General features: G+C 29.4%; 16 protein-coding genes. 14 read left to right on the top strand and 2 right to left on the bottom strand.

Annotation, left to right across the window (positions count from 1 at the left end):
* Positions 1-103: 103 nt before the first annotated feature.
* Complete coding sequence (locus IDG66_RS09355; RefSeq protein WP_000198504.1) at positions 104-532, top strand: hypothetical protein; 429 nt, start codon at positions 104-106, stop codon at positions 530-532.
* Positions 533-740: 208 nt separating this feature from the next.
* Here the strand turns inward: IDG66_RS09355 and IDG66_RS09350 are convergent, their stop codons facing one another.
* A complete protein-coding gene (locus IDG66_RS09350) occupies positions 741-1247 on the bottom strand; it encodes a GNAT family N-acetyltransferase (RefSeq protein ID WP_000940129.1) in 507 nt (168 codons plus the stop codon).
* Positions 1248-1359: 112 nt separating this feature from the next.
* Here IDG66_RS09350 and graX point away from each other — a divergent pair, with 112 nt between their 5' ends.
* The 7 genes from graX to IDG66_RS09315 all read left to right on the top strand — a co-directional run bounded on the left by graX (position 1360) and on the right by IDG66_RS09315 (position 9155).
* A complete protein-coding gene (gene graX / locus IDG66_RS09345; protein WP_000802955.1) occupies positions 1360-2283 on the top strand; it encodes an auxiliary protein GraX/ApsX in 924 nt (307 codons plus the stop codon).
* A gap of 15 nt (positions 2284-2298) precedes the next feature.
* Complete coding sequence (gene graR, locus IDG66_RS09340) at positions 2299-2973, top strand: response regulator transcription factor GraR/ApsR (RefSeq protein WP_001166500.1); 675 nt, start codon at positions 2299-2301, stop codon at positions 2971-2973.
* Complete coding sequence (gene graS / locus IDG66_RS09335; protein ID WP_001061262.1) at positions 2966-4006, top strand: histidine kinase GraS/ApsS; 1041 nt, start codon at positions 2966-2968, stop codon at positions 4004-4006. The genes graR and graS overlap by 8 nt, the downstream gene beginning before the upstream one ends.
* A 143-nt stretch (positions 4007-4149) precedes the next feature.
* Positions 4150-4911, top strand: coding sequence for an ABC transporter ATP-binding protein VraF (vraF, locus tag IDG66_RS09330; RefSeq protein ID WP_000985996.1), 762 nt, complete (start codon positions 4150-4152; stop codon positions 4909-4911).
* Positions 4901-6790, top strand: a complete 1890-nt coding sequence (vraG, locus tag IDG66_RS09325) for an ABC transporter permease VraG (RefSeq protein ID WP_000143616.1) — start codon at positions 4901-4903, stop codon at positions 6788-6790. The genes vraF and vraG overlap by 11 nt, the downstream gene beginning before the upstream one ends.
* Positions 6791-7514: 724 nt before the next feature.
* On the top strand, positions 7515-8132 hold the full coding sequence (locus tag IDG66_RS09320) for a DUF47 domain-containing protein (RefSeq protein ID WP_000491755.1): 618 nt from the start codon (positions 7515-7517) through the stop codon (positions 8130-8132).
* 15 nt (positions 8133-8147) lie between these two features.
* Positions 8148-9155: an inorganic phosphate transporter gene (locus IDG66_RS09315; RefSeq protein ID WP_000120368.1), complete on the top strand. Its 1008-nt coding sequence runs from the start codon at positions 8148-8150 to the stop codon at positions 9153-9155.
* A 587-nt stretch (positions 9156-9742) separates the two neighbouring features.
* Here the strand turns inward: IDG66_RS09315 and IDG66_RS09310 are convergent.
* Positions 9743-10540: a LysM peptidoglycan-binding domain-containing protein gene (locus IDG66_RS09310; protein ID WP_000731641.1), complete on the bottom strand. Its 798-nt coding sequence runs from the start codon at positions 10538-10540 to the stop codon at positions 9743-9745.
* 360 nt (positions 10541-10900) lie between these two features.
* Between IDG66_RS09310 and IDG66_RS09305 the strand changes: the two genes are divergently transcribed.
* From IDG66_RS09305 to IDG66_RS09280, 6 genes are all read left to right on the top strand, one after another.
* Entirely contained in the window at positions 10901-11545 is a 645-nt protein-coding gene (locus IDG66_RS09305; RefSeq protein WP_000081602.1) for a Bax inhibitor-1/YccA family protein, read from the top strand.
* Between the two features lie 696 nt (positions 11546-12241).
* Positions 12242-14392 carry a helix-turn-helix transcriptional regulator gene (locus tag IDG66_RS09300; protein WP_001129749.1) on the top strand — a complete coding sequence of 717 codons (2151 nt, stop codon included), beginning with the start codon at positions 12242-12244 and terminating at the stop codon, positions 14390-14392.
* A 145-nt stretch (positions 14393-14537) separates the two neighbouring features.
* Complete coding sequence (gene sarX, locus IDG66_RS09295) at positions 14538-14897, top strand: HTH-type transcriptional regulator SarX (RefSeq protein ID WP_001090985.1); 360 nt, start codon at positions 14538-14540, stop codon at positions 14895-14897.
* Positions 14898-15086: 189 nt separating this feature from the next.
* Positions 15087-15803 (top strand): YebC/PmpR family DNA-binding transcriptional regulator, encoded by a 717-nt coding sequence (locus IDG66_RS09290; protein WP_000532966.1) that lies wholly within the window; start codon positions 15087-15089, stop codon positions 15801-15803.
* Positions 15803-16276, top strand: a complete 474-nt coding sequence (locus tag IDG66_RS09285) for a cupin domain-containing protein (RefSeq protein ID WP_000833481.1) — start codon at positions 15803-15805, stop codon at positions 16274-16276. Before IDG66_RS09290 ends, IDG66_RS09285 begins: the two co-directional genes overlap by 1 nt.
* Positions 16277-16367: 91 nt before the next feature.
* Positions 16368-16484, top strand: coding sequence for a hypothetical protein (locus tag IDG66_RS09280; RefSeq protein WP_001789973.1), 117 nt, complete (start codon positions 16368-16370; stop codon positions 16482-16484).
* Positions 16485-16653: the final 169 nt, after the last annotated feature.

Here is a 16653-nt window from a genome sequence, read left to right as displayed (position 1 = left end):
GTGTGTACATGGTATAATAAATTTATAAATTGAAAAGAATTCAAAAGAAAAAATAAAATATAGATTGAGCACGAAGTGATTTGAAATAAGGTTGTGAAAGGGAATGACAAGGTCAGCATTAAAACCATTTAAAAATAAACGCGTTATGGTTACTGGACGTATACAACGTGTTTTGTTTAAAAATTATTTAGATAGACATAGCACATTTAAGCCGAATGTAAGGATATTATTAAAAGATGTATTTGTTTCAGGTGTATCAATAGATCATTTATGGTTATATGAGACAAATAAATACTATGCATTGGCAATGGAACTTATTCATCAACGAGTAAAATTTAGTGCGAATGTTGTACCATATTACAAAATAAATAGAAATAATAATTTATTCGTACAAGATTATGGAATTAAGCGTAAAGGTAGGTTAATTACTGAAGAAGCTTACAATCAAAACAATCAGTATCAGGATAAGATATATGAAAAATTACCGGATATAGATTTTAGACTCGAAGATTTTTATAGTAAGGAAAACTAAACAACATATATAAAGCACCACTAATCGTAGTTGATAGTTGATCAATTACACATTAGTGGTGCTTTATTTTGAATTTAAATTTGATAAATGAATAAGAGTATACGCATTCATTTAAGATTAGATGACATTGATAAGTATGAGTAATGTATTAGGTAACCATTAAATTCGTTGTTATGCGATTCTGATACAAGATTATGATAAAATAGCTTTAATTAAGAATTTTAGCCATCATATAGTCATCGTAATATTTACCATCGATAAATAACTTATCTTTTAAAACGCCTTCGATTTGAAAATCGGCACTTTTAAAAAGCTCGAGGGCAGGTTGGTTATTGAGTGGTACATTTGCTTCAATTCGGTGTATTTGATTGTTTAAACACCAAGCCATAATGGCATCAAGAAGTGCTTGGCCAATTCCACGATGTTGATATAATTTCTTTACACCTAAATCAATTTTAGCAACATGTTTAATGCGTTGAAATGGTGTCGTATTAACAAAGGCAAAGCCAACGAGTTGTTCATCACTTTCAGCAACAAAGATGACTTTATGTGGAGAAGTGATATATTCTTCTAATTGTTTACTAGCCGACGTGACGCTAGGATCATATTCTCCTGGTGTGTAGAACATATACGGAGATTCGTCGTATATTTTCGCTAACATTGAAATGAAATTTTCTACATCTTTGATACTAACTCTACGTATAATATGGGCCATAAAAAGCCTCCAGTATTTTGAAATTTTAAAACATTTGCTACTATTATAATATATATGTAACTAAAAGGTGGAGTAATATGTTTTTTGGTTACAGTTTAAAGGAGTATTTTAGATGAAACCTAAAGTTTTATTAGCAGGTGGAACAGGATATATTGGTAAGTATTTAAGTGAAGTGATTGAAAATGATGCTGAACTTTTTACTATATCAAAATATCCAGACAATAAAAAAACAGATGATGTTGAAATGACTTGGATTCAGTGTGATATATTTCATTACGAACAGGTTGTTGCAGCAATGAATCAAATAGATATTGCTGTATTCTTTATCGACCCAACAAAGAATTCTGCCAAAATAACACAATCATCAGCAAGAGATTTAACATTAATCGCAGCAGATAATTTTGGTCGAGCAGCGGCTATCAATCAAGTAAAAAAAGTAATCTACATACCTGGGAGTCGTTATGATAATGAAACAATTGAACGCCTAGGTGCATATGGCACACCTGTAGAAACAACAAATTTAGTTTTTAAACGTTCTTTAGTTAATGTAGAATTACAAGTTTCAAAGTATGATGATGTTAGATCAACGATGAAGGTAGTTTTACCAAAGGGATGGACATTAAAGAACGTTGTAAACCATTTTATTGCATGGATGGGTTACACTAAAGGAACTTTTGTGAAAACAGAAAAATCACATGATCAATTTAAGATATATATTAAGAATAAGGTGCGACCGCTCGCAGTATTTAAAATAGAAGAAACAGCTGACGGAATAATAACTTTAATTTTATTGAGTGGAAGTTTAGTGAAAAAATACACAGTTAATCAAGGGAAGTTAGAATTTAGATTAATCAAAGAGTCGGCAGTCGTTTATATACATCTATACGATTATATCCCTCGATTATTTTGGCCGATTTATTACTTTATACAAGCACCAATGCAAAAAATGATGATTCATGGCTTTGAAGTTGACTGCCGGATTAAAGATTTTCAAAGTCGATTAAAATCAGGAGAAAATATGAAATATACTAAATGATATTGGGTGATATGGATGCAAATACTACTAGTAGAAGATGACAATACTTTGTTTCAAGAATTGAAAAAAGAATTAGAACAATGGGATTTTAATGTTGCTGGTATTGAAGATTTCGGCAAAGTAATGGATACATTTGAAAGTTTTAATCCTGAAATTGTTATATTGGATGTTCAATTACCTAAATATGATGGGTTTTATTGGTGCAGAAAAATGAGAGAAGTTTCCAACGTACCAATATTATTTTTATCATCTCGTGATAATCCAATGGATCAAGTGATGAGTATGGAACTTGGCGCAGATGATTATATGCAAAAACCTTTCTATACCAATGTATTAATTGCTAAATTACAAGCGATTTATCGTCGTGTCTATGAGTTTACAGCTGAAGAAAAACGTACATTGACTTGGCAAGATGCTGTCGTTGATCTATCAAAAGATAGTATACAAAAAGGTGACGATACGATTTTTCTATCCAAAACAGAAATGATTATATTAGAAATTCTTATTACCAAAAAAAATCAAATCGTTTCGAGAGATACAATTATCACTGCATTATGGGATGATGAAGCATTTGTTAGTGATAATACGTTAACAGTAAATGTGAATCGTTTACGAAAAAAATTATCTGAAATTAGTATGGATAGTGCAATCGAAACAAAAGTAGGAAAAGGATATATGGCTCATGAATAATTTGAAATGGGTAGCTTATTTTTTGAAATCTCGCATGAACTGGATATTTTGGATATTGTTTTTAAACTTGCTTATGTTAGGCATTAGTCTAATCGATTATGATTTTCCAATAGACAGTTTATTTTATATTGTTTCTTTGAATTTAAGTTTAACAATGATTTTTCTTATATTGACATATTTTAAAGAAGTAAAATTATATAAGCATTTTGACAAAGATAAAGAAATAGAAGAAATTAAACATAAAGATTTAGCGGAAACGCCATTTCAACGTCATACAGTTGATTATTTATATCGTCAAATCTCAGCGCACAAAGAAAAGGTTGTTGAGCAACAGTTACAATTGAACATGCATGAACAAACCATTACAGAATTTGTGCACGACATAAAAACACCTGTGACAGCCATGAAATTATTAATTGATCAAGAAAAAAATCAAGAAAGAAAACAGGCATTACTATATGAATGGTCTCGTATAAACTCGATGCTGGATACACAGCTGTATATTACTAGATTAGAATCTCAACGCAAAGATATGTATTTTGATTACGTGTCACTTAAACGCATGGTCATTGACGAAATACAATTAACAAGACATATTAGTCAGGTTAAAGGTATTGGTTTTGATGTTGACTTTAAAGTGGATGATTATGTTTATACAGATATAAAATGGTGTCGTATGATTATTAGACAAATTTTGTCAAACGCATTGAAATATAGTGAGAATTTTAATATTGAAATTGGGACAGAATTAAATGATCAACATGTTTCGTTATATATTAAAGACTATGGCAGAGGTATTAGTAAAAAAGATATGCCGCGAATATTTGAACGAGGATTTACGTCAACGGCTAACAGAAATGAAACGACGTCTTCAGGTATGGGTCTATATTTAGTAAATAGTGTAAAGGATCAATTAGGTATTCACCTGCAAGTCACGTCGACTGTTGGTAAGGGGACAACTGTCAGATTGATTTTCCCATTACAAAATGAAATTGTTGAACGCATGTCGGAAGTGACAAATTTGTCATTTTAAACATGCGTTTTGTTACTTAGAATTGATACATCAATGCAGCTTCAACGTTATAATAAGATAGATGTTAGTCATATGTTAAATTGAAGATACAAGTGCCAAAGCCTAAAGGAAATGAAGTTAAGATAAATTATAGGAGTGTTAAAGTGGCAATTTTAGAAGTAAAACAATTAACAAAAATATATGGAACTAAAAAAATGGCACAAGAAGTGTTGCGAGATATCAATATGTCTATTGAAGAAGGCGAGTTTATTGCTATTATGGGTCCCTCTGGATCTGGGAAAACGACATTATTAAATGTTTTAAGTTCAATTGATTATATTTCACAAGGTTCTATTACATTAAAAGGAAAAAAATTAGAAAAGCTTTCAAACAAGGAATTATCTGATATACGCAAGCATGATATTGGTTTTATTTTTCAAGAGTATAATTTACTGCATACATTGACTGTTAAAGAAAACATAATGTTACCACTAACGGTTCAGAAGTTAGATAAAGAACATATGTTAAATCGTTATGAAAAAGTAGCAGAAGCATTAAATATATTGGATATTAGTGATAAATACCCTTCTGAATTGTCTGGTGGACAAAGACAACGAACATCTGCTGCAAGAGCGTTTATTACATTACCTTCTATTATATTTGCTGACGAACCAACAGGTGCACTGGATTCTAAAAGTACTCAAGATTTATTAAAACGATTAACAAGAATGAATGAAGCATTTAAGTCTACAATTATTATGGTAACGCATGATCCTGTTGCAGCAAGTTATGCCAATCGAGTAGTGATGCTAAAAGATGGTCAAATTTTCACTGAATTATACCAAGGGGATGACGATAAACATACCTTTTTCAAAGAAATAATACGTGTACAAAGTGTTTTAGGTGGCGTTAATTATGACCTTTAACGAGATAATATTTAAAAATTTCCGTCAAAATTTATCACATTATGCCATCTATCTTTTTTCATTAATTACGAGTGTAGTATTGTATTTTAGCTTTGTAGCATTAAAATACGCGCATAAACTAAACATGACAGAGTCATATCCAATTATTAAGGAAGGCTCACAAGTCGGAAGCTACTTTCTATTTTTCATCATAATTGCATTTTTGTTATATGCCAATGTGTTATTTATTAAACGACGAAGTTATGAGCTTGCATTATATCAAACATTAGGTTTATCTAAATTCAACATTATTTATATACTAATGCTCGAACAATTACTAATATTTATAATTACGGCAATATTAGGTATTATTATTGGTATTTTTGGTTCAAAACTGTTATTAATGATTGTCTTTACATTATTAGGAATTAAAGAAAAGGTTCCAATTATTTTTAGTTTGAGGGCGGTATTTGAAACATTAATGTTAATCGGTGTCGCTTATTTTTTAACCTCTGCTCAAAATTTTATATTAGTGTTCAAACAATCTATTTCACAGATGTCAAAGAATAACCAGGTTAAAGAAACAAATCATAATAAAATTACATTTGAAGAGGTTGTTTTAGGCATCTTAGGTATAGTATTGATTACCACAGGATACTATCTATCTTTGAACATTGTTCAATATTATGATTCTATCGGTATACTTATGTTTATTTTATTGTCAACTGTGATTGGGGCATACTTATTTTTTAAAAGCTCTGTTTCTCTAGTTTTTAAAATGGTGAAGAAGTTTAGAAAAGGTGTTATAAGTGTAAATGATGTCATGTTCTCATCATCTATTATGTATCGTATTAAGAAAAATGCTTTTTCACTTACGGTCATGGCAATCATTTCAGCGATTACTGTTTCAGTTCTTTGCTTTGCTGCTATAAGTAGAGCGTCCTTATCAAGTGAAATAAAATATACTGCACCACACGACGTTACAATTAAAGACCAACAAAAAGCTAATCAATTAGCAAGTGAATTAAACAATCAAAAAATTCCTCATTTTTATAATTATAAAGAAGTAATTCATACGAAATTGTATAAAGATAATTTATTTGATGTAAAAGCGAAAGAACCATACAATGTAACAATTACTAGTGATAAATATATCCCTAATACTGATTTGAAACGTGGACAAGCTGATTTGTTTGTAGCGGAAGGTTCTATCAAAGATTTAGTGAAACATAAGAAGCATGGTAAAGCAGTTATAGGAACGAAAAAACATCATGTTAATATTAAGTTGCGGAAAGATATTAATAAAATCTATTTTATGACAGATGTTGATTTAGGTGGACCAACGTTTGTCTTAAATGACAAAGACTATCAAGAAATAAGAAAGTATACAAAAGCAAAGCATATCGTCTCTCAATTTGGATTCGATTTGAAACATAAAAAAGATGCTTTAGCATTAGAAAAAGTGAAAAATAAAGTTGATAAATCTATTAAAACAAGAAGTGAAGCGATAAGCTCAATATCAAGTTTAACCGGAATATTATTATTTGTAACATCATTTTTAGGTATTACATTCTTGATTGCTGTATGTTGCATTATATACATAAAGCAAATAGATGAAACCGAAGATGAGTTAGAGAATTATAGTATTTTGAGAAAGCTTGGATTTACACAAAAAGATATGGCAAGGGGACTAAAGTTTAAAATTATGTTTAATTTTGGGTTACCTTTAGTTATTGCACTATCACATGCATATTTTACATCATTAGCATATATGAAATTAATGGGTACAACGAATCAAATACCGGTTTTCATAGTAATGGGATTATACATTTGTATGTATGCTGTTTTTGCAGTGACGGCTTATAATCATTCCAAGCGAACAATTAGACATTCCATATAAAATATACAGATGGCTTTCAGTAGAGTAGTGGATTCGGATTCACGAACTATACTGGAAGCTTTTTATTATAAATGAAGAGAAGTTATATTTTTAGCATGTATAGTTGAATACTGGGTTAAAATACCATATTAATAATGAAGTAAAGGTATGAGTGATTATGAAAGTGTTTTGAATGAAATATATTTAATTGGTGATGCTTTTAATTGAAAAGATTAACAGGATTCAACTTTGTAAATTGTATTAAATGTGAGAAAATAAAAGTATATTCATTGAGAGATATATGAGTCAATGATCGTTTTAAACAAGATAAGTGTATTTTAATATGTAAAAGTTATGTAATAAATATTGTATCGTTGCAAATTTCCCAACTATATCCATTTACAATTTTTAGAGTTGTATAGATAAAAAATTGCCTATACAATAACTTTTTCAAAACAAATGCCTACTACTATTTAAATTTTATGTAAAAGTTAAGTTTCGGAATTGTTAAAAATTTGTAAATTGAATTGTGGGATTGTAAATTTTGTGCTATTTTCATATAAGGGCAAATACAGTAAATTGTTTACTGTGAGGCATTTTTGAAATTAATATCAGTACACTAAAATTATACTGACGATTGATAATAACAAATTTGTATCATTAGTTTGTAAATTCACTTGTCTTAATTTGAAACAAATTATAACTGAATGTGATTGGTGACAATCGCTTAAATGGAGGATTTTAAATGTTTAGTAAGAAAAAAGATAAGTTTATGGTTCAATTAGAAGAGATGGTTTTCAATCTGGATCGTGCTGCTATTGAATTCGGTAAAATGGATTTCAATACACATTTAGATTTAAAAGCATACTCAGACAACATTAAAACTTATGAGTCACATGGTGACGAATTAGTACATCAAGTAATTACTGATTTAAATCAAACATTTATCACACCAATTGAACGTGAAGATATTTTATCATTATGTGATGCAATTGATGATGTTTTAGATGCAATTGAAGAAACGGCAGCTATGTTTGAAATGTATTCAATCGAATACACAGATGAATATATGGCTGAGTTTGTTGATAACATTCAAAAAGCAGTTGCAGAAATGAAACTTGCTGTCGGCTTATTAGTCGATAAAAAATTATCACATATGCGTATTCATTCAATTAATATTAAAGAATTTGAAACAAACTGTGATGGTATTTTAAGACAGTCAATTAAACATATTTTCAATAGCGAAACAGATCCAATCACTTTAATTAAAATAAAAGATATTTATGAAAGCATGGAAGAAATCGCTGATAAATGTCAAATCGTAGCAAATAATTTTGAAACTATTATTATGAAAAATAGCTAAGGGGAGTATATATTTATGTCATATATAATCATCGTCACTATAGCTGTAGTTATTTTCTCGCTGATATTTGACTTTATCAATGGATTCCATGATACAGCCAATGCAGTAGCTACTGCTGTATCTACTAGAGCGTTAACGCCTAAAACGGCAATTTTAATGGCAGCAGTGATGAACTTTATAGGTGCTTTAACATTTACGGGCGTTGCAGGCACCATTACTAAAGACATTGTCGATCCATTTAAATTGGAAAATGGATTAGTTGTTGTGTTAGCTGCAATACTTGCGGCTATTATTTGGAATTTAGCTACTTGGTTTTACGGAATTCCAAGTTCGTCTTCACATGCACTTATAGGTTCAATTGCGGGTGCAGCAATCGCATCTGAAGGCTCATTTGGAGTGTTACATTACCAAGGTTTCACAAAAATTATTATTGTATTAATCGTTTCACCGATAATCGCATTTTGTGTTGGTTTCTTGATGTATTCAATTTTTAAAGTTATCTTTAAAAATGCAAATTTAACAAGAGCGAATCGTAACTTTAGATTTTTCCAAATTTTCACAGCAGCGTTACAATCATTCTCTCACGGTACGAATGATGCGCAAAAGTCAATGGGTATTATTACGTTGGCATTAATTGTTGCTAATGTACAGAATGATGGCAGCGTTGAACCACAGTTATGGGTAAAATTTGCCTGTGCGACAGCAATGGGGCTTGGTACTGCAATTGGTGGCTGGAAAATTATCAAAACTGTAGGTGGTAATATTATGAAAATACGTCCAGCAAATGGTGCTGCGGCCGATTTATCATCTGCATTAACAATTTTTGTTGCATCATCGCTACATTTCCCATTATCAACAACTCACGTTGTGTCATCATCAATCTTAGGTGTTGGTGCTTCTAACCGAGCTAAAGGTGTAAAATGGAGCACTGCGCAACGAATGATCATTACATGGGTGATTACATTACCTATTTCAGCATTGTTAGCAGGTTTACTATTCTATATACTTAACTTATTTTTCTAATTGAAAATAAAACTAAACTGAACTTCAGTATCACAAACATATGGTGGTATTGAAGTTCAGTTTTTTATGTAAGTAGATAACATATTTTATAGAGTTTACGTAGAATGACCAAGACAAAGCATTTTAATTAGGGGTCTAAGTTATAAATTTATTCCATGGAACATAAACAGTTAGGTCATTAAAATATAAGTAAGCGTAAAATAATGATTTAATAGTTTATATTCTTCAATGAAGGAATAATTAAATAGTTATCAACTTGTTTAATTAACCTAAATTGTATTGGACTTTATTTAATATAAATTTGTATATGTAGAAGAAAAAGCGTAAAATACTGGTATAACAAATTAAATCATTATATAGTCAACTTAGTTGCATTATTTTGATTTTTAATATATTATGCATTTAATTTAATCAAATAGGTAGGTTGTTAATTTTTACCTAACTACCATTCATACAAAATATAAATATGTATGATAGGGAAGGGTGAGATAATTTTTTGTACCAAAATGAAAATTTTTTTCAAAAATAAAAAACTAGCAATCTCACATGATGTGAATTGCTAGTATATATCAGTACAATTTATTTAATTAATGGATGAATGCATAGCTAGAAACTTCTGAAGCTGGAATTGTACGGTAGTTCATATTGTATGGACCATATGTGTAATTCATTTCAGAAATCAAGATACTACCATCACCATTGACACGTTCAACATAAGCAACATGACCATATGGGCCAGGTGTGCTTTGCATAATTGAACCAACTGATGGTGTGTTGTTTACTTGGTAACCATCATTAGCTGCGTTACCAGCCCAATACTTAGCGTCTGACCAATATGTGCTAATTGGACTACCAGCTTGAGCACGACGGTCAAATACGTACCATGTACATTGACCAGCAGTGTATAAATTTTGGTGATTAAAAGATGATGCATTGCCATTGCTACCTGTTGTAGCTGTTGGTGTTGTACCACCTGATCCACCATTAGGAATTTGTAATGTTTGGTTAGGCATAATTAAATAACCACGTAAGTTATTGGCTGCCATTAATTGATCAACTGAAACACCATATCTGCTAGCAATGATATTTAATGATTCACCAGCTTGTACAGTATGAGATGATGCTGAACCAGCTTGTGGAGAAGTGTTTGACGAATTTTGTGCATCACTTCCACCTACTGAGATAACTTGACCAGGGAATACCAAGTTGTTATCTAATTGGTTATTTTGTTTAATACTCTCTACTGAAGTGTTGTATTTTTGAGCAATACTCCATAATGATTCACCAGATTGTACTGTATGTTGTGTAGAAGCTTGTGCATCATGATGCGTTAAAAATGCAGCTGCACCAGATGTTGCTGTTATTGCAAATGCTAATTTTTTCAAAGGGACTCCTCCTTAAAATTAAGTTTTACTACTTTTAAAAATTATTAAGACAATTTATATAGTAAATTAAGTTTTCGTTTTATATTACGATTTCCATATTATCAAAAATAAGTAGCTTTGTGTGGTTTGTTATTATCTTGTAATATTATTAACATTTTAGGATAGCGGTTCATATTTTTATAAATGCTGATTTGATAGTGTATAAAAGCGTTTTAGTGATTTTAACTAATTATAAAAAATTATATTTTGTAACATTGTAAAATGTAAAATTACTATACTTATTAAAGGTTATTTCTTTTGATGAAGCAAAATTTACTGTAAAATTTGACGCATAAAACGACGGTAGAAGGAGGAATTATTTTGTCGCAAAATACAAATCATTCATATTATCATCAAAACCAGCATGCTCAATCAATAAGTAAAGTGTGGCTTTATTTTATGTATTATTGGATTATATTTGGCATAGGATGCTATCTAGGTCAGTTTTTACCATTAAGTTGGCGACAACCCTTGTCATTTGGATTACTGATTATTATTTTAGCAACACTTGTTTTTGAAAGAGCGAGACGGTTCGGTTTAATTATTTCACATATTTACGCTGTAGTGATCGGCTTATTGTCATACGCAACGTTTACCACGTATTTACAAAATTTAGGACCAGATATTTTCTATAAAAATATCGCATTAGCAATTTTTGCATTTATAGCATTTGGTATTATTGGTTATTTCTTCGTTGGAGATGCATCGAGTATAGGCAAATATTTATTCGTTACATTAATAACATTAATTATTGCGAGTCTAATTGGTATTTTTCTTCAAAATCCTATTTTTTACACTATTATTACCGTCGTTAGTTTGTTGTTATTTCTACTTTATACTTTGTATGATTTTAATCGTTTAAAAAGAGGTGACTATTCACCAAGAGAAATGGGATTTAATCTATTTATTAATTTGTTGAATATTATTAAGGATATACTTTATCTTGCTAATATGTTCAGAAGATAAACAGTTAAATTAATAAAGAAATTTGTATAAAGTTTTGGAATAATCAATAATGAATATCAACCTTAAACTGGAGCGATTGTCATAAGTTAGAAACTTAGACTGAGATTTTACTGATAAAGCAATAAAAATATATTACCTTAATTGTAAAGATATTATTAATCATTGAAATGATTAACTGCTATAGTTCTAAAGTAAACAAATCTTAGAAGATAAACTTTAAACAGGTGTACTTGCCTTTCTAATTACACTTTTATTAGAAAAGTAAAGTATAGCTACGTATTAATTTTAAAATCGAAACATTAATAGGAAGAAGTATAGATAATATAAACAATTTAATGTTAGTTTGAGCTCATCTCAAAAGTAGAATGTGATTTAAATAAGTGTTTATTTTTAAATTGAAAATGAATATATAACTAACAAAAGATAATAGTAATACGTTGTAGATGTGGTCATTTAAAATTATTTTGAAAATACTAAAAAGTAGTGTGTTTTCAATTGGATAGTTTAATTAAACTGACTACATCTATTTTTGTAATATTTAAATGATTTATATATAAGTTTAAAAATTAACCATTATATAGTTTTATTTATTTTTGATTTGGTATTCGTATTGTGTTAAATTTACGTTTAATTAAATAAGTTAAATATTATAGGGAATGATAAAAGTGGTACTTAAATATAGAAAGAGGTAAAGTTATGGCAAAATCATGCTTGCATATACTTACTAATAATGAATATGCGACAACGCGTTGCCAAGATGGCATAGTCTTATTTTGGCCAATTGACGGGGAAATCGAACTACAAAAATTTCGTAAAAGTAAAATAATTGAAGATGATATATATATTATTAATCATCTGGATGTATTTAGTATTAAGAATAATAAAAAAACGATCATGTTGTATTTGAGTAGCGATTGGTTTGCGGAATTAGGCTTTACTTTCTTTAATTACCACTATACAGCAAAGTTGATTAAATCATCCTATAATTTGAAATGTCTACTATTAAAATTGACATATCGATACCTTGATAATCAGCCTCTTAATGACGCTGATATTAGAAAATTACAGGATATTATTAAAATCATTGCAAAAGAAGCAAGTATGGATAAAAAGATTGCACAAAATCAATATCGATATGCTTATTATGGTGATTTGCGTGATGAGCTCGAATATATTTATCAAAATGTAAATCAACGATTGACATTAAAAAGTGTCGCTGATAAATTATTTGTCTCAAAGTCAAATTTGTCATCACAATTCCACTTACTTATGGGCATGGGTTTTAAAAAATATATTGATACTTTGAAAATTGGTAAATCGATTGAAATTCTACTTACTACTGATAGTACTATTAGCAACATAAGTGAACATTTAGGTTTTAGTAGTAGCTCCACTTACTCTAAAATGTTTAAAAGTTATATGGATATAACACCGAATGAATATCGTAATTTATCAAAATATAATAAATGTTTAATGCTAAAGCCAGAACCACTAGTAGGCAAAATGGTGCAAGAAGTAAAAGAAATCATATTGAATTATATTGAACATTATAAAAACCACCTAACTGATGTTATACATATTGATGAAGACAAATTTGAAACACCTAAATTGTTTCAAACGGTTATTCAAATAAATACTTATACAGAAATGAAATTAGTTTTCTTAGAAGGAATCTTTAAAACCTTATTGAATAAGAACAGTCAAGTTGTCTTTTTCATCATGCCATCGATTCTAAAAAGTAAAAATACCATGTCCGAAGAAGAAAAATTCACAATCATTAAAACAATAATTGAAAGTGATCTAAAGATAGCATTTAATATAAATGATATTGAAACAACTTATTTTGTTGAAGAAGCTTTTATGAGTGTTTTCAGACAAATATCTCCAAACGAATTAAGTAATCATAATAATTACGAAGTGCATTTTGTTTTTGATTTATCATTGATGGAAATTAGAACAATTTATCGAATGATATTAAAATTACATAACATCATGTTGAATGTGAAATTAGGATTGAACATTACCTGTTTATTTGAAAAACCTTCAGTTTTTAAATCACTAGTATCACAAATAAAGCGACTTAAATTCGATTCGTTAATAATAGATAATGCAAATTTAAGTAGCCCTTATTTGATGGGGGAAAGTGATGAGTTACTATTGAAAAATATTTTGCATTTTAAAAATTTAAAACAAGTAATTAATGAATTGGATATTGAACAAGAAAAGCTTATTTTTCTAAATGTTGAAAATCATAAACTGCTTAATAATAAAGAACGAGATTTAAGTAATAGTGCTCCATTAATTTATAAGACATTAAGTGCGCTGTATCACAACTTTGATGGCTTTGGATTAAACATTTTTGATAATCATCATACATTTAATGCGATGCATCTATATGATAAAAATGGATTTAAAACAACACTAGGTCTTATATTGGAAAAATTTATCGAATATGTCTCGAAACCAAAATACGAAAACAGTTATTATTCTATTTTTGATATAGAGAATTATTATTGTCTTGTTATTTATGATTGGCGAGTGATAGAGAGCGAGACAATTATGAGTAATTTTGAGGATAGTCAAGTTTATATAAATTTTAAAAACAATGTTTTAAACGATAAATATCTAATTGTAATAGAAACATTGGACGAAAATAGTGGCAACATTAATCATTTGATTTCTAAAGAATTAAGAGATAAATATGAATGGAACCCTAGTTTACTATCTAAAATTGACAACTACCTTAAACCAGCAATAGAGATTAAAGAGCATAATTTTAGTGATAATTCCTTGAATATTAACGTTACTTTTAATGCGTTATACATAATTAAAATAGGAAAAAAATAACACCTTGATATGTATTGCAAAATTTAATTTGCATTTGTTGGTAATTTTGACAACGTATTAAAAACAAATGAGAAAGACAATGGCAAAAAAATTTAAGATAATAATGACAGAAGCATTGTCTTTATATATTTGGGGGTGCAACATTTTGAATACTGAGAAATTAGAAACATTGCTTGGCTTCTATAAACAATATAAAGCATTATCTGAATATATTGATAAAAAATATAAGTTGTCGCTAAATGATTTAGCAGTCTTAGATTTAACGATGAAGCATTGCAAAGATGAAAAAGTACTTATGCAATCATTTTTAAAAACTGCAATGGATGAGCTAGATTTAAGTAGGACAAAATTATTAGTTTCTATAAGAAGACTAATTGAAAAAGAAAGACTTAGTAAAGTTAGATCATCTAAAGATGAGCGTAAAATTTATATTTATTTAAATAATGATGATATATCTAAATTTAATGCTTTATTTGAAGATGTAGAACAATTTTTAAATATTTAATTGAAATTGAGTGTCGAAAGCATAGAATTTGCTTATCGGCACATTTTTAATTTATACATATTTTAAAACTAAGTAACAGTTTGAAGGAATCGTAGTTCAATAATGTTAATTGTGAAAATGTATATAAACATAAAAAAATCATGTATAATATATGTTGTTAATTAAACAGTTCGAAAGCGAGATGACATTATGGGACGTAAATGGAATAACATTAAAGAAAAAAAGGCCCAAAAAGATAAAAACACAAGTAGAATATATGCGAAATTTGGTAAGGAGATTTATGTTGCAGCAAAATCTGGTGAACCCAATCCAGAATCTAACCAAGCTTTAAGGTTGGTGCTTGAACGCGCTAAGACATATTCAGTGCCGAATCATATTATTGAAAAAGCAATAGATAAAGCTAAGGGTGCTGGAGACGAAAACTTTGATCACCTAAGATATGAAGGATTTGGCCCAAGCGGATCAATGCTAATTGTTGATGCGTTAACAAATAATGTAAATCGTACTGCCTCTGATGTGCGAGCTGCTTTTGGTAAAAATGGCGGTAATATGGGTGTATCTGGATCAGTTGCTTATATGTTTGATCATGTGGCAACATTTGGTATTGAAGGAAAGTCTGTTGACGAAATACTTGAAACATTAATGGAACAAGATGTAGATGTAAATGATGTGATTGACGATAATGGATTGACAATAGTCTATGCTGAACCAGATCAATTTGCAGTCGTTCAAGATGCGCTTCGTGCAGCAGGTGTTGAAGAATTTAAAGTTGCTGAATTTGAAATGTTACCTCAAACAGATATTGAACTTTCTGAAGCGGACCAAGTAACATTTGAAAAATTAATCGATGCATTAGAAGATTTAGAAGATGTACAAAACGTATTCCATAATGTGGATTTGAAATAATGAAATCAGCAGAACAATGGATTGATGAATTGCAACTTGAATCACATCCTGAAGGTGGTTTCTATAGAGAGACAATTCGAGAAGTATTGAAAGATGGACGCAGAGCGCCGTTTAGTAGTATTTATTTTTTACTTACAGATGACAATATTTCGCATTTTCATCGAATTGATGCTGATGAAGTATGGTACTATCATGCTGGCGATTCTCTAACAATTCATATGATAAATCCGGATGGGGAATATACGACTGCAACATTGGGTACTGATATCCAAAATGGAGATGTATTGCAATATGTAGTGCCTAAAGGAACAATTTTTGCTTCTTCAATCGAATTTTCAAATACTTATAGTTTAGTAGGTTGTATGTGTCAACCGGCATTTGAGTTTAAGCAGTTTGAATTGTTTAAGCAATCTGAATTAATTACACAATATCCGCATCTTAAATCAGTGATTGAAAAATATGCTTTAAAATAAAAATGATCAATGAAGTGGTTTGAAGGTTGTTAATAAACCTTTGAGTCACTTCATTTTTGTATGTATTCTTGATTGAATCAGAATAGAATTGATGCTACAGCTGTTTTTAATGAAAATAGCATTAAATGATTTTGAAAACGATAAGAGTGTGTTATTTATATTTTTGAAAAATCACTTTTATGAAGAAATGTGTGTACTATCTAATTAATATTGTCTATTTTAAGTAAATTGAAGCGAGTTGTAGTAAAATAATAGTCAAGTCCAGACTCCTGTGTAAAATGCTATACAATGTTTTTACCATTTCTACTTATCAAAATTGATGTATTTTCTTGAAGAATAAATCCATTCATCATGTAGGTCCATAAGAACGGCTCCAA

This window comes from Staphylococcus sp. EG-SA-18 (assembly GCF_017151825.1).
In the GTDB taxonomy this organism is placed as follows: Bacteria; Bacillota; Bacilli; order Staphylococcales; family Staphylococcaceae; genus Staphylococcus; species Staphylococcus aureus.
This window is presented reverse-complemented; position numbering and strand designations above follow the sequence as displayed.

Excerpts from the sequence above, each read along its gene's own strand:
- graR (WP_001166500.1), top strand. The coding sequence starts at position 2,299 with ATGCAAATACTACTAGTAGAAGATGACAATACTTTGTTTCAAGAATTG.
- graS (WP_001061262.1), top strand. The coding sequence starts at position 2,966 with ATGAATAATTTGAAATGGGTAGCTTATTTTTTGAAATCTCGCATGAAC.
- IDG66_RS09300 (WP_001129749.1), top strand. The coding sequence starts at position 12,242 with ATGGCAAAATCATGCTTGCATATACTTACTAATAATGAATATGCGACA.
- graX (WP_000802955.1), top strand. The coding sequence starts at position 1,360 with ATGAAACCTAAAGTTTTATTAGCAGGTGGAACAGGATATATTGGTAAG.
- IDG66_RS09285 (WP_000833481.1), top strand. The coding sequence starts at position 15,803 with ATGAAATCAGCAGAACAATGGATTGATGAATTGCAACTTGAATCACAT.
- IDG66_RS09355 (WP_000198504.1), top strand. The coding sequence starts at position 104 with ATGACAAGGTCAGCATTAAAACCATTTAAAAATAAACGCGTTATGGTT.
- IDG66_RS09320 (WP_000491755.1), top strand. The coding sequence starts at position 7,515 with ATGTTTAGTAAGAAAAAAGATAAGTTTATGGTTCAATTAGAAGAGATG.
- IDG66_RS09315 (WP_000120368.1), top strand. The coding sequence starts at position 8,148 with ATGTCATATATAATCATCGTCACTATAGCTGTAGTTATTTTCTCGCTG.
- IDG66_RS09290 (WP_000532966.1), top strand. The coding sequence starts at position 15,087 with ATGGGACGTAAATGGAATAACATTAAAGAAAAAAAGGCCCAAAAAGAT.
- vraG (WP_000143616.1), top strand. The coding sequence starts at position 4,901 with ATGACCTTTAACGAGATAATATTTAAAAATTTCCGTCAAAATTTATCA.
- IDG66_RS09350 (WP_000940129.1), bottom strand. The coding sequence starts at position 1,247 with ATGGCCCATATTATACGTAGAGTTAGTATCAAAGATGTAGAAAATTTC.
- IDG66_RS09280 (WP_001789973.1), top strand. The coding sequence starts at position 16,368 with ATGCTACAGCTGTTTTTAATGAAAATAGCATTAAATGATTTTGAAAAC.